Consider the following 20,000-nt stretch of genomic DNA (forward strand, 5'->3'; position numbering starts at 1 on the left):
AGCCAGCGTGTACCTTTGTTGCTGATGGTCATCGCGCGCCGCCGCGATGTGATGAGCACGTTTGTGATTACCGGCCCGCTGTACTGGCTGGGGTGGCTGTCGACGGCGGCAATGGCGATCTGCGTGGTCGCGATGATCGCCGGCTTCCTTCTCTAATCCCTGCGGAAGACCACAGATGCGAGCCAACCGGTCATGATCGCCATCATCGCGGTGGCGAGACCATAGAGCAGCCCGTGCTGGCGCGCGGAGTTGGCGACGAACTGTTCGAAGCCGACCTTGACGATTTCAAATGCGGTTTCGGTTCTGGCGAGGGCTGCGCCATCGGCGAACAGCTTGATATCGACGGTATAGGTTCCGGTCGGCACCTCCGCGGGCAGCGGAATGCCGGTGCGAAACAGCGTCGGCGTCAGGAATGTCACGGCGTTGGTCTGCTCGCGGTAGAGCCCGTGGTCGGTGCGCAGCCGCACAAACGCTGTCCGGAACGGATCGCTCGCGACCGTGTTGGCGACGTCGGGACCCACGCGTTGCGGCAAGGGGAAGCTGTTCATGCCGATCTGCTGCCGGCGCTGCACGTCGGGTGAGGCGATGTTGTCGATCGGGCGGTCGGCGAAAATGCCGAGATAGGCCGGGACCTGAATGAACTGGCGGGAATCGACATTGATCCAGATGCCGAGCTTACGCTCCTTGCGCCGGGTGACCATGTCGGCGCGCGGCCCGCTCACGGTCACGACAATATCGTAAGCCGTGCCGGGAGGCCTGGATTTGGCGTCGCGCTCGATCGAGCCGAACAGCACGAGTTCCTCGCCGGAATAATTCGGTGTCACCGTGATGCGATGGTTGGAGACCGAGACGATCAGATTCTCCGCGCTCGCGGTCATGCTGCTCGCGGCAAGGGCGAGCAATAACGCGGTGCATATGGGGAGTGCGCGGTGTCTCATCCGCCAATCCCCAGATCGCGAATGGAATAGAGCTCCTGCGGACGGATCACCAGTTCGACCGCGAAGCGGACGCCGACCGACAGGATCAGAAGCCCCAGCAGCAGGCGCAGATGTTCGCCGCGGATTCGCTGCCCGGCGCGCGCGCCGAACTGCGCGCCGATCACGCCGCCCACCATCAGCACCAATGCCAGCACCGCATCGACCAGATGATTGGTCACGGCATGCAGGATGGTTGCGACCACCATCGTCACCAGCGTGAGCGCCATCGAGGTGCCGATCACGGTCGCGGTGGGCACCCGCAGGACATAGATCATGATCGGGATCAGCAGGAAGCTGCCGCCGATGCCCATGATGGCGCCGAGAAAGCCGACCAGCAGTCCGACAGCAACCACCGGGATCACGGAGAGATAAATCTTGGAGCGCTTGAAGCGCATCTTCAGCGGCAGGCCGAGAATCCAGCCCTGCGCCCGCGCGCGCCGGGTGATGGCCGTGTTGCCGCGCCGCGCGCGCAAGATGGCGCGCAAGCCTTCGAGGAACATCAGGGTGCCGACGGCGGTCAGCAGCACCACGTAAGACAGCGCGATGATGAGGTCGAGCTGCCCGACCGATCGCAGCAGCGCGAAAATCCAGACACCCAGCGCGGTGCCGGTGACGCCGCCGCAGAGCAGGACCATCGACAGCGCGGGGTCGATCGCGCGCTTGCGCCAGTAGGATAATGCGCCGGAGAAGGACGATGCCGCCATGTGGCTGGACACCGAGGCGACGGCGACAGCGGGGGAAATGCCGACGAAGATCAATAGCGGCGTCATCAGGAAGCCGCCGCCGATGCCGAACATGCCGGACACAAAACCGACCGCCGCGCCCATCGCGAGGATGAGAAAGACATTGACCGGAATGTCCGCGATGGGGAGGAAAAGTTGCACGCGCGTTCGCTTGAATTTTGGCGCGGGGCCGGGACCTCGCAGCAGTGAGTGTGCCGCGACGCGGGTCACGCGCCGCGCCCCTGCTTAGCCGAAATCGTCTGCGGGGGCGTTAAAGAATCCGGATAGCGGTCCGAAAAATGCGCGGTGTGGTTTCGGGATTGCGCCGCGTTAATCTTAACGCGGACGCCAGCCTTCAGCGCTGCAAATCCGGGGATTCTACAGGATCAGCGGCTCGCGCTTTTAGCGGCCGCCTTGGCGGCAGGCTTCGCCGCCGGTGTGGCGGGCGCGGCAACGTCCCATCCGCCGGCCGGCGCGCCAACGGCGGTGGCTTCGTCCGGCTGTGCTTCGGGGGCGAAGGTCTGGACCGCGAGCTTCGCAGCGGCGAGCGACTGGGCATCGAGGCGTTTGGCGATGTCGTCCCGCTTGCGGCCGGAATCCGCGTCGCCCTGGGCCGCGGCCAGGCTGAACCATTTGAAGGATTCGGCGAGATTCTGTTCCACGCCGATGCCGCGGGCATAGAGGATCGCGAGATTGTACTGGCTGTCCGCGACGCCGCGTTCGGCCGCCTTGCGGAACCATTGCGACGCGCTCTTGTAGTTCGGCCCCATGCCGCCGCCGTCCGCGTCGAGCACCGCGAGATTGTGCATCGCCTTGGCGCTGCCCTTCTCGGCAGCTTGCAGATAGTAACCGCGTGCGGTCTCGATATCCTTCTTGAGACCGAGCCCCTTCTCGTGAAGCGTGCCCAGACGGAACGTCGCCGGGACAATGCCGCCCTCCGCGGCGCGTTCATACCATTTCGCGGCTGTGGCATAGTCAGATGCAACGCCACGGCCTTCGGCGTAGCGCACGCCGATTTCAAAGGCCGCGCCCGGCTCGCCCCTGTTGGCTGCGTTGCGAAGCGCGGCGTTGCCAATGGTCTCGGGCAATTTGTCCGCGACCGGGGTCAGCTTGATTTTCGTCTTGGTCTTCGCACCCGATGGGATGGTCACGGAAACCCGTTCCGCCGGCGTGGCGATCGAGCCGGTGACGTCGGGTGCAACAGGCGTGGCAGCAGGCGCGGCGACAGGTTCAGCCGGTGCCGCGGCGGGGATCGCAGGCATCTGAGGGACTGAAATAATCTGCGGCCCGCTCATTGGCGACTGACGTGTCAGCAATGTCGGCGACGTCATCGATGGCGTGATTGCTGGCGACGCATCGGAGCGCGGTCCGTTTTCCGGCGCAGGCGGCGGTGCCGGCGGGGTCACGCTGGTTTCGGCAGGGAGCGACGAGTTCGAGCTGTCGTGTCCGCTGAGCAGGTTCATGCCCATCTTGACGGTGCCGAGCACGATCACGACCACGCTCGCGCCTACCAGCAACGCGCGAATCTTCGAGGAGATGCCGGAATCTCCGATCGCCGCAGCCTTGGCTGCGTTGCGGGCGGCATCGTTGAGCGCGGTCACGCGATTTGGCTTCGGTCCCGTTGCCGCGGGAGGCGCAGCCGCGGCGGCCTGCGCGGCACGGCGCGCGGCCTGAATGAAATTGGTCGAACTGACGGGTTCCTGCTTGCTTGCGGAAATCTCGTTCAGAACGACTTCCGACGCGGCAATGCGCTCGGACGGGCTGGACCCGCCGCGCGACGCTTGCATGCGGGTTCCCGGCTCCAGCGGATGATCCGGCGGAAGGCTGGGATCGATCGGACCGCGCGGGCTCGGCGGCGGGCGCACCGATGCGGGTGCGGCGGAAGGCATCTCCACACTGGAGGGCAACGCGATGTCGAGCGCGGGCGCGGCAGATTGCGCCACTTGCGGGCGTGCAATTGGAGCCTGTGCCGCAGCCGGATTTGGCATTTCGGGGCGCGGCACCGGCGCGAAGGATATCGCCGGGCGCGGCGGCTCCGGCGCATGGGTTTCGCGCGCACGGGGTTCGGGCAGCGCCTGATCGCGCGGCATCTCGCGCATGGCGGGAGCCGTCCGCGCGCTGCGCAGATCGCCCTCGATCTGCGCCAGCCGGTCGACGACGTGGCCGAGCGTATTGTGAACAGCTTCGAGCGAATCCTGCGTATGCCGGTTGGTTTCCGACTGGCTGAAACGGATATCGGTCAGCTCGCGCTTGATGGTGTCGACAAGCTCGCTGTCCATCGGCGCGACCGCGCGGACGCCGGGATCGGCGGCTGCGCCGCTGGTGCGCTGGGTTTCAAGATGACGGAGAATGTCCGACAGGCCTTCCTCGACCCGCGCGAGATTGCCGCCGCGCGTCTCGGAGGCTTCAAGCCGTTCGAGCAGGTGATGGACGCGCTGCTCGACATGGCTCAGCGAGGCGGCGCTGTCATTGCCGACCTGAAGGTTGTCGAGCCGGTCCGAAATCGTGCGGACTGCATTGTCGAAGTAGACGGTGTCGCCCGCGGGCGGACGGTCGCGTTGCTCAAGCGCGGTGGTCAGCACGGCGATACGCTGTTCGAGCGCCGACAGAATATCGGCGCCGCCGCTGCCGCCCGCGCGTGCAAGCTGATCGACCTTGATCGACAGTGACTGGACGTGTTCGGCGAGCTCGTTCAGCGCGTCATTCGAGGCGACGTTCGAGACGATCACCTTGAGCGCGGCAATGGCATCCTCAAGCTGACGAACCGTTGCCGGATCGTGGCTGGATCGCACGATGGTGTCGATCTTGCCGCCGAGATTGCGGATCGCATCGTCAAAGCCGGCGAGCTGTTCGGCAGGCTTGAGGGCGCGCAGTTCGCTGTAGATGTCCGACAGCGCGCGTTCGATCCCGGCCAGCGCCGTGCTGTCGGTGCCGCTGGAGCGCGTTTCATCGATGCGCCGTCCGAGCGAGCGGATTTCACCTTCGAGGGATTCGATCGCGCGGCGCGGCATCGCCTCGGTGATGGCCTGCCGGATTTCACTCAGCTCGCTGCGGAACGAGGCGATCGACTGCTCGATGCCATCGGGCCGGCGCAGCAGTTCGATCTGGCTGGTGATCTGGGAGAGTTGCCGCTCGAGACCGGAGAAGTCGGCCTGCGGCTGGATCGGTGGCGCGTGGTTCACGAATGACGGCGGCGGCATCCGCATGGATGGCTGCGGCATGGCGCGCGGCGCGCCGTCGAGTTCGCCCTGCCGCGCAACGATTTCCGCGATGGAGAAATCCATCGGAGACATGCCGGGCGACATGGCGGGCGACGTAACCGTGGCAGTGTGGACGGCCGGAGCAGCCTGGTAAGGCGGGTTGGGAGACGGGTTACTGCCTGAAATCTGCGACAGCCGCGCATCCAGCCGCGAAATGGCGTCGTTCAATTGCCGGGCCACGGCAGGATCGTTTTTTGGGGCACCCGGAGCACGCGACATGTGCTCGACCTGGCGGCTGATCGAATCCAGCCGCTTGTGAATTTCGGCGACATCCTGGGCTTCGCGGGACCCGGCTGCCGGGGTGCCAATTGCCGAATTCAGCCAATCTCCCAAGGACATACCGGCACGTCGCGCGGAAGCTTCGGCCCTTTCGCGGACCGATGGCTCGATTCCGTCAACACTCCACGATACGCGCGCTGTCATGCCTTGGTCCGTCTTGGCGCTGGCTCCTGCCAGTGCGCTTCAGACCCCCGCGTCCCATTGAAGAGACAATCAAATTTCGACGCGAGACGTCTGTTTCCAGTCCCGACTTTTTCGCGTTACGGTAAATACCGGGTTAATGAAACGGTAGCGGCCTGATTATTAATTCGGCCTTATGACTTTGTGGCCTGAGGCGTCAGCTTGAGGACGGCCGGGTAAACAGGCCGCTGAGATCGCCGAGATCCGCTTCGGTTATTGTTCCGTGAGCGGAATTCATCACAGACGACTGCCCGATATAGGCCCAGTAAATGAACTCCGCGCGGGGGATCGACGCCTTGGCATCAACGCCGGATTCGCGAAGAAGTTTGGCGATATAGGCGACTCGTTTGGCATCGACTGTTGAGACGACCTTGGCGGCATCGGCATCCGTGGCGGCCCATGAGCGGAAGGCGCGATCGAGGCTTCTGTCTTCCTTGAAGGCCAATTTCATCAAATAAGTCAGCCGCGCAGGTCCCATGATCGACGAATCGATCTCGCGGACCACGCCATCCGTCGCGCGTTCTTGCCAGGTCGCCAGAAGCTGGGTGCGAAAATCGGCAATGCTCTCGAAATGCCAGTAGAAGCTGCCTCTTGAAACCTGCAGCCCTTCGGCCAGCATGCCGGTTTTCAGGGCGGCGGCGCCTTGCCGGGCAAGTGTCCGCAGCCCATGGGCAATCCATTGCTCACGGGTGAGGCGGTCTTTCGAGAGTGAAGATTCGGCAACTTCAACCATGCACATGTGTATTGACACAAAATGGCGCCGCGCGCTAGGTTCCGTACAGATGTGTACGGATGCCAGAATATGGCACTTGAACTGGCGTCGGTATGAATGGTGTCGATATCCTCGCGCTCGCTGATGACGGCGCGTCGCGCGCATTTCCATGTCATGGTGAGGTCATCGAAGGCAGTCCATTTGCTGAAGCGGCGCATCGCCAACAATTCGCGCAATCCACGTCCAATTGTGAACTGAGAGACATTCCATGACGATCTACAAAGCACCCGTCGAAGACGTGACCTTCCTTCTCAACGACGTCTTTCAGATCGACCGCTACAACAATCTTCCCGGCTTCAGCGACGCGACGGCGGATGTCCGCGCAGCGATTTTCGACGAGGCCGCCAAGCTCGCCGAGCAAGTGCTTCATCCGCTGAACCATAGCGGCGACCTCGAAGGCTGCACACGCCACGACGATGGCAGCGTCTCGACGCCCAAGGGATTCAAGGAAGCATTCAGGCAGTTCGCCGATGGCGGCTGGATCGGTCTGGCGGCTCCGCAGGAATTCGGCGGGCAGGGCTTGCCGGCGTCGCTGTCGGAAACGGTCAGCGAATTCATGTCGTCGGCCAACATGGCCTTCGGCATGTATGGCGGTCTGACGCAGGGCGCGATGGCGGCGCTTCTGGTGCATGGCACGCCGGAACAGAAGCAGACCTTTGTGCCGAACATGGTGACCGGCAAATGGACCGGCACCATGAACCTCACCGAACCTCAGTGCGGCACCGACCTCGGCCTGATGCGCACCAAGGCGGTCAAGCAGGCCGACGGCACCTACAAGATCACCGGCACCAAGATTTTCATCTCGGGTGGTGAGCAGGATCTCACCGAAAACATCGTTCACCTTGTCCTTGCGCGCATCGAAGGCGCGCCGGCCGGCATCAAGGGCGTCTCGCTGTTCGTGGTTCCGAAAATGAAGCTCAAGGCCGACGGCTCGCTCAGCGGCGAGACGAACGGTGTGTCGTGCGGTTCGATCGAACACAAGATGGGCATTCACGGCAATTCGACCTGCGTGCTGAATTTCGACAACGCGGTCGGCAACCTGGTCGGCGCCGAGAACAAGGGCATGGAGGCGATGTTCGTGATGATGAACGAGGCGCGCCTCGGCGTCGGCGTTCAGGGCCTGTCGCAGTCCGAAGTCGCATACCAGAACGCCGTCGCCTACGCGAAGGACCGCTTGCAGGGCCGCTCCATCAGCGGCGTGAAGGCTCCCGACAAGCCTGCCGATCCGATCATCGTTCACCCCGACGTGCGGCGCACGCTGATGTCGATCCGCGCGTTCAACGAGGGGGCGCGCGCGCTTGTGGTGTGGACCTCGCTGAAAAGCGACGTTGCGCATCGTTCCGACGATCCGAAAGAGCGCGAGGCCGCCGACGACCACATGGGCCTTCTGACGCCGGTCATCAAAGGCGTGCTGACCGATCAGGGTTTTGCCAATGCGGTCGCCGCCCAGCAGATGTTCGGCGGTCACGGCTTCATCGTCGAGACCGGCGTGGAGCAGTTCGTGCGCGATGCGCGCATCACGATGCTGTATGAAGGCGCCAACGGCATCCAGGCGTTGGATCTGGTTGGCCGCAAGCTCGGCCGCGCCGGCGGACGCGCGATCACCACGTTCTTCAACGAGGTCGCTGCCTTCTCCAAGGACAACGCCGCCAATGAGGCGATGAAGCCCTACATCGCGCCGCTGGGCGCGGCGGTGAAGGATCTCCAGCAGGCGACCATGTGGCTGATGCAGAATGCGATGGCCAAGCCGGACAATGCCGGAGCGGCGTCCACCGACTACATGCATCTCTTCGGTCTGGTCGCGATCGGCTACATGTGGGCGCGCATGGCGAAAGTTGCGCAGGACAAGCTGGCGGAATCCGGCGAGCAGCCTTACCTGACGTCCAAGCTCGTGACGGGCAAGTTCTTCATGGAGCGGATGCTGCCCGAAACCGCGCTGCGTCTTGCGCGCATCCAGACCGGCGCGGGCTCGATGATGGAACTGCCCGCCGAAGCGTTCTGAGTTTTTTGGTTTCCTCGCGCCGGGGACCGGCGCGAGTTCCTATGCAAATTCATCAACCACCGGGACTCCAAGGAGGGCGTTATGCCTGAGGCATTTATCTACGATCATGTCCGCACGCCGCGCGGCAAAGGCAAGTCCGACGGCTCTCTGCACGAAGTCACAGCGCTGGCGCTGGCGACCGCGCCGCTGAAGGCGCTCAAGGAACGCAACAACATCGCACCCGATACCATCGACGATGTGATCCTCGGTGTGGTCGATCCGATCGGTGAGGCCGGCGGCGATATCGCGCGTTTCGCGGCGCTGAACGCGGGCCTTGGTGAATCGGTTCCGGGCATCCAGATCAGCCGCTTCTGCGCGTCGGGCCTCGACGCGGTGAATTTCGCGGCTGCGCAGGTCATGTCCGGCCAGCACGAGATGACCATCGGCGGCGGCGCGGAATCCATGAGCCGCGTCGGCATCCTCTCCTCGGGCGCATCATGGCCGATGGACCCGTCGATCGCGGTGCCGAGCTATTTCATGCCGCAGGGCGTGTCGGCGGACCTGATCGCCACCAAATACGGCTTCTCCCGTGACAACGTCGATGCCTACGCGGTGCAGAGTCAGCAGCGCGCGGCAAAGGCCTGGGAGGAGGGCCGCTTCAAGAACTCCGTGATCCCGGTGAAGGATGTCAACGGCATCACCATCCTCGACAAGGACGAGCACATGCGTCCGGGCACGACGATGCAGTCGCTTGGCCAGTTGCAGGCATCGTTCGCGGCGATGGGCGCGATGGGCGGCTTCGATGCGGTGGCCGTGCAGTCGCATCCGGAAATCGAGGCGGTGAACTACGTGCATCATGCCGGTAATTCGTCGGGCATCGTCGATGGCGCGGGCGCTGTCCTGCTCGGCAATGCCGAAGCCGGCAAGAAGCGTGGCCTGAAGCCTCGCGCCAAGATCCGCGCCTTCGCCAATATCGGCTCCGAGCCCGCGATGATGCTGACGGGCCCGGTCGATGTCACCAAGAAGGTGCTGGCGCGTTCCGGCATGAAATTGTCGGACATCGATCTGTTCGAACTCAACGAGGCGTTCGCCTCGGTGGTGCTGCGCTACATCCAGGCGTTCGAGATCGACAATGACAAGATCAACGTCAATGGCGGCGCGATCGCCATGGGCCATCCGCTCGGCGCGACCGGCGCGATGATCCTTGGCACTGTGCTCGACGAACTCGAGCGCACCAACAAGTCCACTGCTCTCGTCACGCTGTGCATCGGCGGCGGCATGGGCACCGCGACCATCATCGAGCGCGTTTGAGGCAACCGCAGCACGTCATCCTGAGGTGCGAGGGCAATGCCCGAGCCTCGAAGGATGACGGAGAGTTTCATCAGGTCATCCTTCGAGGGCCTCGCAAGAGGCGAGGCCACCTCAGGATGACGGCAAGGAATTGGGAGCGATCACATGTCCTACAAGAACTTCAAGGTTGAGACCGACGCCGACGGCATTGCGCTGGTGACGTGGGATATTCCCGGCAAGTCGATGAACGTGCTGGACGAAACCACCGGCACCGAACTCGCCGCCATCGTCGATGCGACCACCAAGGATGCGGCGGTCAAGGGTGTCGTCATCACCTCCGGCAAGGAGGCGTTCTCCGGCGGCGCCGACCTGACCATGCTGGAAGGCATGAACCGCGCCTATCTCGAATTGCTCAAGAGCAAGGGTGAGGACGTCGCCAACAAGTACGTCTTCGACGAAGTCTCCAAGCTCTCGCAGAACCTGCGCAAGATCGAAACCTCCGGCAAGCCGTGGGTTGCAGCGATCAACGGCCTCGCTTTCGGCGGCGCATTCGAGCTGGCGCTGGCGTGTCACTATCGCGTTGCCTCGGATAATCCGAAGACCCGTCTCGGTCTGCCCGAGATCAAGGTTGGCCTGTTCCCCGGCGGCGGTGGCACACAGCGGCTTCCGCGCATGATCCAGCCAATGGACGCCTTGCAGATGCTGCTCAAGGGCGACGCCATCGATCTCAAGAAGGCTCAGGCCTCGGGCATTGTCGGTGCGGTGGTTCCCGCGGCTGATCTCATCAAGACCGCGAAGGACTGGATCAAGGCCGGCGGCAAGGCCGTCGCGCCCTGGGACGAGAAGGGCTTCAAGCTGCCCGGAGGGCCGGTCTATTCGAAAGCGGGCATGCAGTTCTTCCCGCCGGCGAACGCGATCCTGCGCCGCGAGACCTACGACAACTATCCGGCCGCGCGCGCGGTCATGCAGTGCGTCTACGAAGGCTTGCAGTTGCCGATGGATGCGGCGCTGCGTGTCGAGTCGCGCTACTTCTCCAAGATCCTGCGCTCGAAGGAAGCGGCGGCGATGATCCGTTCGCTGTTCGTGTCGATGCAGGAACTCAACAAGGGTGCGCGTCGTCCGCAAAACGTCCCGCCGACCAAGGTCAAGAAGCTCGCCGTGATCGGCGCCGGCTTCATGGGCGCCAGCGTCGGCTTTGTGTCGGCGCAGGCCGGCATCGACGTGGTGCTGATCGACCGCGATCAGGACAGCGCCGACAAGGGCAAGGGTCACGCCAAGACCATGCTCGACAGCCAGATCGCCAAGGGCCGCATGAAGCAGGACAAGGCCGATGCCATCCTCGCCCGCATCACCGCCACGCCGGACTACAATGCGATCAAGGATTGCGATCTCGTGATCGAGGCTGTGTTCGAGGACCGCAAGGTCAAGGCCGAGACCTACGCGAAGGCGCAGCCGCTGCTGCGCGACGGCGCGATCTTCGCGTCCAACACCTCGACGCTGCCGATCAATTCGCTGGCCGAGGAGTGGAAGGACCAGTCGAAGTTCATCGGCATCCATTTCTTCTCGCCGGTCGAGAAGATGATGCTGGTGGAGATCATCGTCGGCAAGAACACCGGCGACGTGGCGCTGGCGACCGCGCTGGACTACGTGCGGCAGATCAACAAGACGCCGATCGTAGTCAATGACTCGCGCGGCTTCTTCGCCAATCGTTGCGTGCTGCGCTACGTCTCCGAAGGCTACGAGATGTTCAAGGAAGGCGTGCCGCCTGCGATGATTGAGAATGTCGGCAAGATGGCCGGCATGCCGGTCGGCCCGCTCTCGCTCAACGACGAGGTCGCCATCGACCTGTCGCTGAAGATCCTCAAGGCCACCGAGGCCGACATGGGTCCGCAGGCTGTCGATCCGGAGCAGAAGGCGCTTCTGGTCGAGATGGTGGAGAAGCGCGGACGCTTCGGCCGCAAGAACGGCAAGGGTTTCTACGACTATCCCGAGAAGGGCAAGGGCCAGAAGAAGCTGTGGCCTGAACTGACCACCTTGCAGTCGAAGCATCTCGATCCGGATACACTCGACATTGAAGAGTTGAAGCAGCGTTTCCTGGTGGTGCAGGCGGTGGAAGCCGCGCGCACGGTCGAGGATCGCGTCATCACCGATCCGCGTGAAGCTGACGTCGGCTCGATCCTCGGATTCGGCTTCGCGCCGTTCACTGGCGGCACGCTGTCCTACATCGACTTCATGGGCACCAAGAACTTCGTCGAACTGTGTCACAAGCTCGAGAAAAAGCATGGCTCGCGCTTCACGCCGCCGAAGCTGCTGGTCGACATGGCAGCCAAGGGTGAGACGTTCTACGGCCGCTTCGCGCCGAAGAAGGCGGCGGCGTAACGGAGTTCACCTCTCCCCGCATGCGGGGAGAGGGAGCCCGAACGAAGTGAGGGCGGGTGAGGGGTTCGTTCCCTCATGAGGTTATACCCCTCACCCGGCTCAGTTCGCTTCGCTCACTTCGCCACCCTCTCCCACAAGGGGAGAGGGGAAACAAAAAAGGCGGGATCGATGATCCCGCCTTTTTCAGTCTCAACAATGTGACCGCGCTTATGACGCCTTCAGCAGTCCCTCGGCGGTGAGGGCTTCCTGCACCTTCGGCCGCGCGGCCACGCGCGCCTTGTAGGCAACAAGATTTGGAAGACCCGAAGTATCCAGCCCCACGCGATCCGCCCAGGCGAGCATCGTGAAGAGATAGGCGTCCGGCACGGTGAACTGGTTGCCCATCATGTAATCCCGGCCCTTCAGGGCCTGATCGATGTATTTGAACTTGCCCATCAGGCGGTCCTTGAAGAACGCCTTGGTGTCGTCGGACAGAACCGGCTGGAACAGCGGGCTGAAGTTCTTGTGCAATTCGCTGGCGATGAAATTCAGCCATTCCTGGAGCTTGTAACGCTCGCTCGAGCCGGCGGCGGGCGCGAGGTTCTTCTGCGGCGCCTTGTCGGCGATCACCTGGACGATCACCGCGCCTTCGGTCAGCAAGTCGCCATTGGCGAGACCGAGCGCCGGGACCTGGCCCTTCGGATTGACCTGGGTGTAGTCGCTCCCGTCCTCGAGTTTCTTCGCCTTGAGGTCGACTCTGACCAGATCGAAGGGGAGACCGGCTTCTTTCAGGGCGATATGGGGGGACAGCGAGCAGGCGCCGGGCGAATAATACAGTTTCATGGGAGGTATCCCTTTTGAAAATTTGAACATTGGGGCATTGGCAAGACCTATGACCGGCCCCTAAATGCAGGTATGTCAAGATTGATGCAACTGCATTTATTGGGGTAGGATCGGAAAAGCCCCAAGGCACGGACGACACCATGAAGCGCAAACCATCCACCGAAGCGACAGAGGTCTGGATCCGCTTGATGCGGGTTCAGGGCAAGGTGCTCGGCGCGGTCGAGCAGGATCTCAAGAAGGCCGGCTTCCCGCCGCTGGCCTGGTACGACGCGCTGCTCGAACTGTCGCGCGCGCCGAGCGGCGAATTGCGTCCTGTCGAACTCGAGAAGCAGATGCTGCTGCCGCAGTATTCGACATCGCGGCTGATCGATCGTCTGGTCGAGGAAGGTCTTGCCGCGCGCCGCGAATGCAAGATGGACAAGCGCGGCCTGTTCGTCGAGATCACGGACGCCGGGCGCGACCTGCAAAAGAAGATGTGGAATTCGTACTCCGCTGCGATCGAGCGGCATATCGGCTCGAAACTCTCCGACGCCGACGCCGTCAAGCTGAGCGGATTGCTCGATCGCCTCGGATGTTGCGCGGGCGCGCCGCAGGCTGTCTCTGTCTCCAGAGACGCCGTCAAAGAATCTGCCAAAGAAACCACGTCCGCGCGATGATCCTTTCTTTACCTCTCGCGGTTACGGATGCCCGCGTCCGTGGCATCCGCCTGCATCGTGCGCTGACACTCAAACCGAAGCCTCTTACCTGGATGTCTCATGGCGCGTGATCAGATCGATATGACACCGCTGCATTCGCGGGATGAACTGGTCGCGTGGCTGGAGGACGGCGTAAAGCCGAAGTCCGACTTCCGCATCGGCACCGAGCATGAAAAGACGCCGTTCACCCTGGAGGGCCACAGGCCCGTCCCTTATGAGGGTGCGCGCGGCATCGGCGCTCTGCTCGAAGGCATGCAGCTCCTGCTCGGCTGGGATCCGATCATGGAGAATGGCAAAATCATCGGACTGCATGACGTCACCGGCGGCGGCGCGATCTCGCTTGAGCCCGGCGGCCAGTTTGAACTGTCCGGCGCGCCGGTCGAGAACGTGCATCAGACCTCGTCCGAACTGATGGCGCATCTGGCGCAGGTGCGCGAGGTCGCGACACCGCTCGGGATCGGGTTTCTTGGTCTCGGCATGACACCGTCGTGGTCGCGCAAGGAGATGCCGGTGATGCCGAAGGGCCGCTACCGGATCATGACCAGCTACATGCCGAAGGTCGGTCAGTACGGCCTCGACATGATGTACCGGACCTGCACGGTGCAGACCAATCTCGATTTCAGTTCCGAAGCCGACATGGTGAAGAAGCTGCGCGTCTCGGTGGCGTTGCAGCCGGTGGCGACCGCGCTGTTCGCGAACTCGCCGTTCACCGAAGGCAAGCCGAACGGCTTCCTGTCGTTCCGCTCCGAAATCTGGCGCGACACCGACAACGCGCGCGCCGGGATGATTCCGTGGGCATTCGAGGACGGCATGGGGTTTGAGCGCTGGGTCGACTATGCGCTCGACGTGCCGATGTATTTCGTCAAGCGCGGCGACGACTACATCGACGTCTCCGGTTCGTCGTTTCGCGATTTCTTCGATGGCAAGAACAAGATGATGCCGGGCGAGAAGCCGACATTGTCCGACTGGGCCAATCATCTCTCGACGATTTTCCCCGAAGTGCGGCTGAAGCGCTATCTTGAAATGCGCGGCTCCGACAACGTGCCATGGCAGCAGCTTCCATCGCTGCCGGCGTTCTGGGTCGGGTTGCTGTATGATGACGAAAGCCTCGACGCCGCATGGGAGATCGCCAGGCGCTGGACCGCGCAGGAGCGGCAGGCTTTGCGCGACGACGTGCCGCGGCTCGGCTTCAAGGCGAAAATCGGCAATCGCTATCTGTTCGAGGTCGCCAGGGATTGCATGGTGCTGGCCCACAAGGGACTCGCCCGGCGCGGCAAGATCGATCACCTCGGCCGCGATGAGACGCGGTATCTGGAGCCGCTCGATCACATCATGGACACGGGATTGACCCCCGCGGAGCGGATGCTCGAAAAATTCAACGGCGCCTGGCGGCATTCCGTCGATCCGGTGTACAGCGAATACGCTTTCTAATTCAGAAAGTTATCGTCATCACGCGAATGTTGTTCCGGCATTTATCTGCCGTTCATCTGCCATACATCCGCACGGCGATTGAATAGGCGTCAACAACTCATCACGTCCGTTCTCCGCCGAAAGCGATAGCATGCTCCCAATCTGCAATTTCAGATCATGCATCAGCTTTTGCGCCGCGTTGATCGCCGCGCTGGTGCTGTCGTGTCTTGTAAATATCCAGCAGGCGAGTGCGCAGGCCGGCTTCGACCGCCCCGGCAACGATTATTTGCGGACGCCGGTCCCGTCGGGCGATCCGGCCCTGTGTGCCCTGCAATGTGAACGTGACCGCCGCTGCCGCGCATGGAGTTTCAACTATCCGGCCGTCAGCGACGAAAGCGCGATCTGCTGGCTCAAGAATGCGGTGCCGCCGCGGGTGCCGAGCAATTGCTGCGTCTCCGGCGTGCGGGGCGCGGGCGTCGTCGAGCCGCGCAACAGCGCCGTTGAGGTCGAGACCGACCGGCTCGGCGGCGATTATCGCAGTGTCGATGTGGCGGTCGATCCCAAAGGTGAGACCTGCAAGGCGGTGTGCGACGAGGATCAGAAATGCCGGGCGTGGACCTATGCGCGGCCCGGCTATATCGGGAAATCAGCGCGCTGTTTCCTGAAAGATCACATCAAGCCGCCGCGCCGCAAGCCGGGGTTCATTTCCGGCGTGGTGCGATAGCCGGTTCCATAGCCAAACAATACTCCGATTTGCGCGTTAAGGCTGGGACCGAACCACGTCAGGAGCGTCCCGATGATCCCCGTTCGCGCCGCACTCGCTATCGTTTCGATCATGGCGCTCACGAGCGCAGCGGCGTTCGCGCAGCGTGGCTGGGAAAGCTATGACGCCGGCCATCCCGTCACCGTGGAAGGGTCCATACTGGTCAGCACGTTTGAGGACCCGCAGGCGACGATTTCAGTCAAAGGCGCTGACAAGATCTGGACTGTCACGCTGGCGCCCGTCTCGCAGATGATCGAGCGCGGCGTGAAGGCCGACCTCGTCGCGGTCGGCAAGAAAGTGTCGGCTTACGGATATCCATCGAAAATCGAGATGAATGAAATGCGCGCCGAGCGAATTTCGCTGGACGGCAAGACCTACGAGTTGCGCTGATGACGGTGAATGCGCCTCCGATGACGCGCGCTCGAGCGCATATTTTTGAGTTTTTTTCCGGCGGTACGTAACATCCGGCAGTTTGCTCCCGTAACCCCCAAAGGGCGGCACAAGACGTGCGCACGCGCCCTTCGCGCAAACCGGGAGAAATATCCAAAATGCGACACGTTTCCAGGGGACTTTGCATCGCCTTGTTCGCGGCGGCTTTTGCCGTTGCCGGTCTGATTCAGGCTGCTTTGGCGTCCACACCTTATTCGGAGAGCGCGTTCAAATCCGCTCAAGCCACGGGCGTTCCCATTCTCGTGGAGATTCACGCCGGCTGGTGCCCGGTCTGCAAGGCACAGACGCCGATCATCGACGCCTTGGTGGCTCAGCCGAAATTCAAGAACCTCAAGATCTTCCGTGTCGATTTCGACAGCCAGAAATCCGACGTGCAGAAATTCGGCGCCAACATGCAATCGACACTGATTGTCTACAAGGGCAATTCGGAAATGGGCCGTTCGGTTGGCGACACCAAACAAGACTCGATCGCATCCCTGCTCGACAAGGGCCTTTGATCCGCCGTGACGACCGTCATTGCATTGGCGTTCGCTGCGGGGCTGCTATCGATTCTGTCGCCATGCGTGCTGCCGCTGCTGCCCATCGTGCTGGGCGCGGCGGTAACACAGCATCGATGGGGTCCGCTCGCGCTCGCAACGGGCCTTGCCATCTCGTTCACGGTTTTGGGATTGCTGATCGCTGTTGCTGGTTTCTCTCTCGGGCTGGACGGCAATGTGTTTCGTCTGGCCGCAGCCACTATCATGATTGCGATCGGGCTGGTTCTGCTGATGCCTGCCTGGCAAATCCGTCTGGCCACTGCGGGCGGCCCCGTTTCCGACTGGACCGATCGGACGTTTGGCGGATTTTCGGACTCCGGTCTTGGCGGCCAGTTCGCGATGGGACTGTTGCTGGGCGCGGTCTGGTCGCCGTGCGTCGGTCCGACGCTGGGCGCCGCCTCGCTGCTCGCGTCGCAGGGGCGCGATCTTGCCCAGGTGGCGCTCACGATGGCGGTCTTCGGTCTCGGCGCTGCCTTGCCGCTGGCCATTCTGGGGCTTCTGTCCCGCTCCGCTCTCATGCGTATGCGCGGGCGTATGTTGTCTGCGGGACAGTTCGGCAAGGCGTTGCTGGGGATAGCGTTGCTCCTGATCGGAGTGGGCATCATCACCGGCGCCGACAAATGGATCGAGACCGCGCTCGTCAACGCCTCGCCCGCCTGGCTGACCGATTTGACGACGCGATTCTGATCCGCGTGGCGGATCACGCTCGCCTGTTCCACCGGCAGCAATGCGATCCGCGATCAGGGTCTGTTGCGATCCGCGGGCCTGGCTTCAATGCACCGACGTGAACGACCGTGCGATCCGCAAGCCGGACAGCCAGGTCCAGACCGGCTGGCTTTTCATGCCGAGATCCCACGAGCCGACAATGGCATCGACGCGTCCAACCAGATTTTCGACCGGCAGCAGTCCAACGCCGCCGTCGGCGACCGAGACGCGGCTGTCGGCGGAGTTGTCGCGGTTGTCGCCCATGACGAACAGATGGCCGGGCGGCACCGTGACCTCGCGCGTATTGTCGAGGAAGCCATGCTCTTTCAGCTTGAACAGAATATGTTCGCGGCCGCCCGGCAGTGTTTCGGCGAAGCGTGCCGCGGGCGTGACCTGGCCGCTCTCATCTTCGGCCTGGCCGCGGCCGTCGGGCCGCAACGCCACCGGCGCGCCGTTGATCCACAGCCGGCCTTCGCGCATCTGCACGCGATCGCCCGGCAATCCGACCACGCGCTTGACCCAGACCTGCGACGTGTCGCCGGGCCAGCGGAACACGACAACGTCGCCGCGGCCGGGCAGGGCGCCGAACACGCGTCCCGTCGCGGGCAGCGCCACGTTCACCGGCAGCGACGCCGCGCTGTAGCCGTAAGGATACTTCGACGCCAGCAGCGCGTCGCCGATCAGCAGCGTCGGCTCCATCGAGCCCGACGGCACATAGAACGGCTCGGCCAGCGCGCCCTTGGCCGCCATTATAACGAGGAATGCCGTGGCGATCTCGACCAACGCGCGCGTCCACGAGCGGGACGGCTTTTGCGTGGCCGAGGCGATGTCTTGATGATCGGACATGATCGTCTCCGTGTGCGCTAGCCCGTGCCGCCGACGGTGATGCGATCCATGCGCAACGTCGGCTGGCCGACGCCGACCGGGACGCCCTGACCCTGCTTGCCGCAGGTGCCGATGCCGTCATCGAGTTGCAGATCGTTGCCGACCATCGAGATGCGGTGCAAATCTGTCGGGCCATTGCCGATCAGCATGGCGCCCTTCAGCGGCGCGCCGAGCTTGCCGTTCTCGATCCTGTAGGCCTCGGTGCATTGGAACACGTACTTGCCCGACACGATGTCGACCTGACCGCCGCCGAAATTCGCGGCGAAGATTCCGTTTTTCACCGAGCTGAGAATTTCCGCCGGATCGCGGCCGCCGGCCAGCATGTAGGTGTTGGTCATGCGCGGCATGGGAACGTGCGCGTAACTTTCACGGCGTCCGTTGCCGGTCGGCTTCATGTTCATCAGCCGCGCGTTCTGGCGGTCCTGCATGTAGCCGACCAGGATGCCATCCTCGATCAACACGGTGCGGTTGGTTGGCGTGCCTTCATCGTCGATGGAGAGCGAGCCGCGCTTCGACGAAATGGTGCCGTCGTCCACCACGGTGACACCCTTGGCCGCGACCTGCTGGCCCATCAGGCCTGAAAAGGCCGAGGTCTGCTTGCGGTTGAAATCGCCCTCAAGCCCGTGGCCGACGGCTTCATGCAGCATCACGCCGGGCCAGCCGGGACCAAGCACCACATCCATTTCACCGGCCGGCGCCGGCACCGATTCCAGATTGACCAGCGCCTGACGGATCGCGCCGTCGGCGGCCGAGCGCCACGCCTTGGTCTCAATAAAGCGCGCATAGCCTTCGCGTCCGCCGTAACCATGGCTGCCGCTTTCCTGCCGGTCGCCGGAACCCGCCACCACCGAAATATTCACACGCACCAGCGGCCGGATATCGCGGTAGCTCTCGCCGTCGGGGCGCACGATTTCCACCACCTGCCAGGTCGCGCCGAGTGACACGGAGACCTGCCGCACGCGCGGGTCCTTGTCGCGGACATAGGCGTCGATCTCGGCGAGCAGCTTCACCTTGGTTTCGAAGCTCTGGCCGTCGAGCGGATTTTCATCGCCATAGAGGCGGATGTTGGTGTGGCCGGGCGCGGCCGCGAATGTCCCCGAATACCCGCCGCGCACGGCGCTGACGGTGTCGGCGGCGCGGATCAGGGCAGGCAGCGACACGTCGGAGGAATGGGCGTAGCCGACCGCGTCATCTTTCACCGCGCGGAGGCCAAAGCCCTGGGCGGTGTCGTAGGTCGCCTGCTTGAGACGGCCGTTGTCGAAACCGAGTCCCTCGGACTGGCGGTATTCAAGAAACAGTTCGCCGTCGTCGGCGCCAGCCAGCCCCCGAACGATTTCCTTGCGGACGGCATCGCGGTCGAGCCCCGCGCGATCGATCAGCGAAGTGGTGACAGGCGCGGCGTCGGACGGATGGCTCATGGAAACTCCGGGAATCTGGCTTTCGGGAATCTGGCTTGGGCAGGCTTATCAAAGATAGGTACGGCGAAGCCTTAGAACCAGCCGGTCACAATCTGGAATTCAAAGCGGGCTTCAGCGTGGCGGTTTCGGTTGCTGATCGGATTTGCCGGGAGATGAGGTTTCGGGCCGTGCGTTCGGAAAGCCATGCTCTTGCGACCATTTGAACAGCTCATCGAACACCGGGCGGAGCGCCAGGGCAGAGGGCGTGATTTCATATTCGACCCGAGGCGGCACTTCGGGAAAGACCGTGCGCTTGACCAGCCCGTCGGCTTCCAGATCGCGCAGTTGCAGCGTCAGCATGTGCTGGGTCACGCCGGGAATGGCGCGGCGCAATTCGCCGAAGCGGTGTTTGCCCTGACCAAGCAGCCAGAGAATTTCGCCTTTCCACTTTCCGGTCAGCATTCCCAATGCGCGGTGGAATTGGCCCACGGCCTCTT

At 63.2% G+C, this 20,000-nt stretch carries 17 protein-coding genes and 1 pseudogene; 10 read left to right on the top strand and 8 right to left on the bottom strand.

Features of this window, described 5'->3' with window-relative positions; translation table 11 throughout:
* Positions 1 to 9 precede the first annotated feature (9 nt).
* A pseudogene (locus AC1Q6J_RS08530) lies at positions 10 to 156 on the top strand (divalent metal cation transporter); the annotation flags it as partial.
* Here the strand turns inward: AC1Q6J_RS08530 and AC1Q6J_RS08535 are convergent.
* The 4 genes from AC1Q6J_RS08535 to AC1Q6J_RS08550 all read right to left on the bottom strand — a co-directional run bounded on the left by AC1Q6J_RS08535 (position 153) and on the right by AC1Q6J_RS08550 (position 6,295).
* Positions 153 to 938 (bottom strand): TIGR02186 family protein, encoded by a 786-nt coding sequence (locus AC1Q6J_RS08535; protein ID WP_492278878.1) that lies wholly within the window; start codon positions 936 to 938, stop codon positions 153 to 155. The pseudogene AC1Q6J_RS08530 and the gene AC1Q6J_RS08535 sit on opposite strands and share 4 nt — an antisense overlap.
* A complete protein-coding gene (locus AC1Q6J_RS08540) occupies positions 935 to 1,861 on the bottom strand; it encodes a sulfite exporter TauE/SafE family protein (protein ID WP_492278879.1) in 927 nt (308 codons plus the stop codon). The genes AC1Q6J_RS08535 and AC1Q6J_RS08540 overlap by 4 nt, the downstream gene beginning before the upstream one ends.
* Before the next feature lie 224 nt (positions 1,862 to 2,085).
* Positions 2,086 to 5,382, bottom strand: a complete 3,297-nt coding sequence (locus AC1Q6J_RS08545; RefSeq protein WP_492278880.1) for a hypothetical protein — start codon at positions 5,380 to 5,382, stop codon at positions 2,086 to 2,088.
* A gap of 193 nt (positions 5,383 to 5,575) precedes the next feature.
* Complete coding sequence (locus AC1Q6J_RS08550; protein WP_492278881.1) at positions 5,576 to 6,295, bottom strand: TetR/AcrR family transcriptional regulator; 720 nt, start codon at positions 6,293 to 6,295, stop codon at positions 5,576 to 5,578.
* 103 nt (positions 6,296 to 6,398) lie between these two features.
* Here AC1Q6J_RS08550 and AC1Q6J_RS08555 point away from each other — a divergent pair, with 103 nt between their 5' ends.
* From AC1Q6J_RS08555 to AC1Q6J_RS08565, 3 genes are all read left to right on the top strand, one after another.
* The gene (locus AC1Q6J_RS08555) at positions 6,399 to 8,192 is read left to right on the top strand and encodes an acyl-CoA dehydrogenase C-terminal domain-containing protein (protein WP_492278882.1); all 1,794 of its coding nucleotides are present in this window, start codon (positions 6,399 to 6,401) and stop codon (positions 8,190 to 8,192) included.
* Positions 8,193 to 8,273: 81 nt separating this feature from the next.
* Positions 8,274 to 9,482 carry an acetyl-CoA C-acetyltransferase gene (locus AC1Q6J_RS08560; RefSeq protein WP_492278883.1) on the top strand — a complete coding sequence of 403 codons (1,209 nt, stop codon included), beginning with the start codon at positions 8,274 to 8,276 and terminating at the stop codon, positions 9,480 to 9,482.
* A 144-nt stretch (positions 9,483 to 9,626) separates the two neighbouring features.
* The gene (locus AC1Q6J_RS08565; RefSeq protein WP_492278884.1) at positions 9,627 to 11,840 is read left to right on the top strand and encodes a 3-hydroxyacyl-CoA dehydrogenase NAD-binding domain-containing protein; all 2,214 of its coding nucleotides are present in this window, start codon (positions 9,627 to 9,629) and stop codon (positions 11,838 to 11,840) included.
* Positions 11,841 to 12,047: 207 nt separating this feature from the next.
* Here AC1Q6J_RS08565 and gstA read toward each other — a convergent pair whose 3' ends face one another.
* The gene (gstA, locus tag AC1Q6J_RS08570) at positions 12,048 to 12,662 is read right to left on the bottom strand and encodes a glutathione transferase GstA (RefSeq protein WP_492278885.1); all 615 of its coding nucleotides are present in this window, start codon (positions 12,660 to 12,662) and stop codon (positions 12,048 to 12,050) included.
* 140 nt (positions 12,663 to 12,802) lie between these two features.
* Here gstA and AC1Q6J_RS08575 point away from each other — a divergent pair, with 140 nt between their 5' ends.
* The 6 genes from AC1Q6J_RS08575 (at position 12,803) to AC1Q6J_RS08600 (ending at position 17,203) form a co-directional block, all read left to right on the top strand.
* Positions 12,803 to 13,318 (top strand): MarR family winged helix-turn-helix transcriptional regulator, encoded by a 516-nt coding sequence (locus tag AC1Q6J_RS08575; RefSeq protein ID WP_492278886.1) that lies wholly within the window; start codon positions 12,803 to 12,805, stop codon positions 13,316 to 13,318.
* 99 nt (positions 13,319 to 13,417) lie between these two features.
* Positions 13,418 to 14,788 (top strand): glutamate--cysteine ligase, encoded by a 1,371-nt coding sequence (locus tag AC1Q6J_RS08580; RefSeq protein ID WP_492278887.1) that lies wholly within the window; start codon positions 13,418 to 13,420, stop codon positions 14,786 to 14,788.
* 130 nt (positions 14,789 to 14,918) lie between these two features.
* On the top strand, positions 14,919 to 15,491 hold the full coding sequence (locus AC1Q6J_RS08585) for a PAN domain-containing protein (protein ID WP_492278888.1): 573 nt from the start codon (positions 14,919 to 14,921) through the stop codon (positions 15,489 to 15,491).
* 72 nt (positions 15,492 to 15,563) lie between these two features.
* Positions 15,564 to 15,920 (top strand): hypothetical protein, encoded by a 357-nt coding sequence (locus tag AC1Q6J_RS08590; RefSeq protein WP_492278889.1) that lies wholly within the window; start codon positions 15,564 to 15,566, stop codon positions 15,918 to 15,920.
* A 158-nt stretch (positions 15,921 to 16,078) separates the two neighbouring features.
* Positions 16,079 to 16,477, top strand: coding sequence for a thioredoxin family protein (locus AC1Q6J_RS08595; RefSeq protein ID WP_492278890.1), 399 nt, complete (start codon positions 16,079 to 16,081; stop codon positions 16,475 to 16,477).
* A gap of 6 nt (positions 16,478 to 16,483) precedes the next feature.
* Entirely contained in the window at positions 16,484 to 17,203 is a 720-nt protein-coding gene (locus AC1Q6J_RS08600) for a cytochrome c biogenesis CcdA family protein (protein WP_492278891.1), read from the top strand.
* 84 nt (positions 17,204 to 17,287) lie between these two features.
* Here the strand turns inward: AC1Q6J_RS08600 and lepB are convergent, their stop codons facing one another.
* The 3 genes from lepB to AC1Q6J_RS08615 all read right to left on the bottom strand — a co-directional run bounded on the left by lepB (position 17,288) and on the right by AC1Q6J_RS08615 (position 19,965).
* The gene (gene lepB / locus AC1Q6J_RS08605; RefSeq protein WP_492278892.1) at positions 17,288 to 18,067 is read right to left on the bottom strand and encodes a signal peptidase I; all 780 of its coding nucleotides are present in this window, start codon (positions 18,065 to 18,067) and stop codon (positions 17,288 to 17,290) included.
* Between the two features lie 17 nt (positions 18,068 to 18,084).
* On the bottom strand, positions 18,085 to 19,524 hold the full coding sequence (gene tldD / locus AC1Q6J_RS08610; RefSeq protein ID WP_492278893.1) for a metalloprotease TldD: 1,440 nt from the start codon (positions 19,522 to 19,524) through the stop codon (positions 18,085 to 18,087).
* Between the two features lie 111 nt (positions 19,525 to 19,635).
* Positions 19,636 to 19,965 carry a winged helix-turn-helix transcriptional regulator gene (locus AC1Q6J_RS08615; protein ID WP_492278971.1) on the bottom strand — a complete coding sequence of 110 codons (330 nt, stop codon included), beginning with the start codon at positions 19,963 to 19,965 and terminating at the stop codon, positions 19,636 to 19,638.
* Positions 19,966 to 20,000: the final 35 nt, after the last annotated feature.

The sequence above is a fragment of the Afipia sp. MLSD5-FHT05B12 genome, from assembly GCF_058793355.1.

What these genes read in the sequence shown, in the direction of transcription:
- gstA (WP_492278885.1), bottom strand. Translation starts at nt 12,662, where the DNA reads ATGAAACTGTATTATTCGCCCGGCGCCTGCTCGCTGTCCCCCCATATC.
- AC1Q6J_RS08555 (WP_492278882.1), top strand. Translation starts at nt 6,399, where the DNA reads ATGACGATCTACAAAGCACCCGTCGAAGACGTGACCTTCCTTCTCAAC.
- AC1Q6J_RS08585 (WP_492278888.1), top strand. Translation starts at nt 14,919, where the DNA reads ATGCTCCCAATCTGCAATTTCAGATCATGCATCAGCTTTTGCGCCGCG.
- AC1Q6J_RS08545 (WP_492278880.1), bottom strand. Translation starts at nt 5,382, where the DNA reads ATGACAGCGCGCGTATCGTGGAGTGTTGACGGAATCGAGCCATCGGTC.
- AC1Q6J_RS08615 (WP_492278971.1), bottom strand. Translation starts at nt 19,965, where the DNA reads ATGCTGACCGGAAAGTGGAAAGGCGAAATTCTCTGGCTGCTTGGTCAG.
- lepB (WP_492278892.1), bottom strand. Translation starts at nt 18,067, where the DNA reads ATGTCCGATCATCAAGACATCGCCTCGGCCACGCAAAAGCCGTCCCGC.
- AC1Q6J_RS08575 (WP_492278886.1), top strand. Translation starts at nt 12,803, where the DNA reads ATGAAGCGCAAACCATCCACCGAAGCGACAGAGGTCTGGATCCGCTTG.
- AC1Q6J_RS08550 (WP_492278881.1), bottom strand. Translation starts at nt 6,295, where the DNA reads ATGCGCGCGACGCGCCGTCATCAGCGAGCGCGAGGATATCGACACCAT.
- AC1Q6J_RS08535 (WP_492278878.1), bottom strand. Translation starts at nt 938, where the DNA reads ATGAGACACCGCGCACTCCCCATATGCACCGCGTTATTGCTCGCCCTT.
- AC1Q6J_RS08590 (WP_492278889.1), top strand. Translation starts at nt 15,564, where the DNA reads ATGATCCCCGTTCGCGCCGCACTCGCTATCGTTTCGATCATGGCGCTC.
- tldD (WP_492278893.1), bottom strand. Translation starts at nt 19,524, where the DNA reads ATGAGCCATCCGTCCGACGCCGCGCCTGTCACCACTTCGCTGATCGAT.
- AC1Q6J_RS08565 (WP_492278884.1), top strand. Translation starts at nt 9,627, where the DNA reads ATGTCCTACAAGAACTTCAAGGTTGAGACCGACGCCGACGGCATTGCG.
- AC1Q6J_RS08560 (WP_492278883.1), top strand. Translation starts at nt 8,274, where the DNA reads ATGCCTGAGGCATTTATCTACGATCATGTCCGCACGCCGCGCGGCAAA.
- AC1Q6J_RS08580 (WP_492278887.1), top strand. Translation starts at nt 13,418, where the DNA reads ATGGCGCGTGATCAGATCGATATGACACCGCTGCATTCGCGGGATGAA.
- AC1Q6J_RS08595 (WP_492278890.1), top strand. Translation starts at nt 16,079, where the DNA reads ATGCGACACGTTTCCAGGGGACTTTGCATCGCCTTGTTCGCGGCGGCT.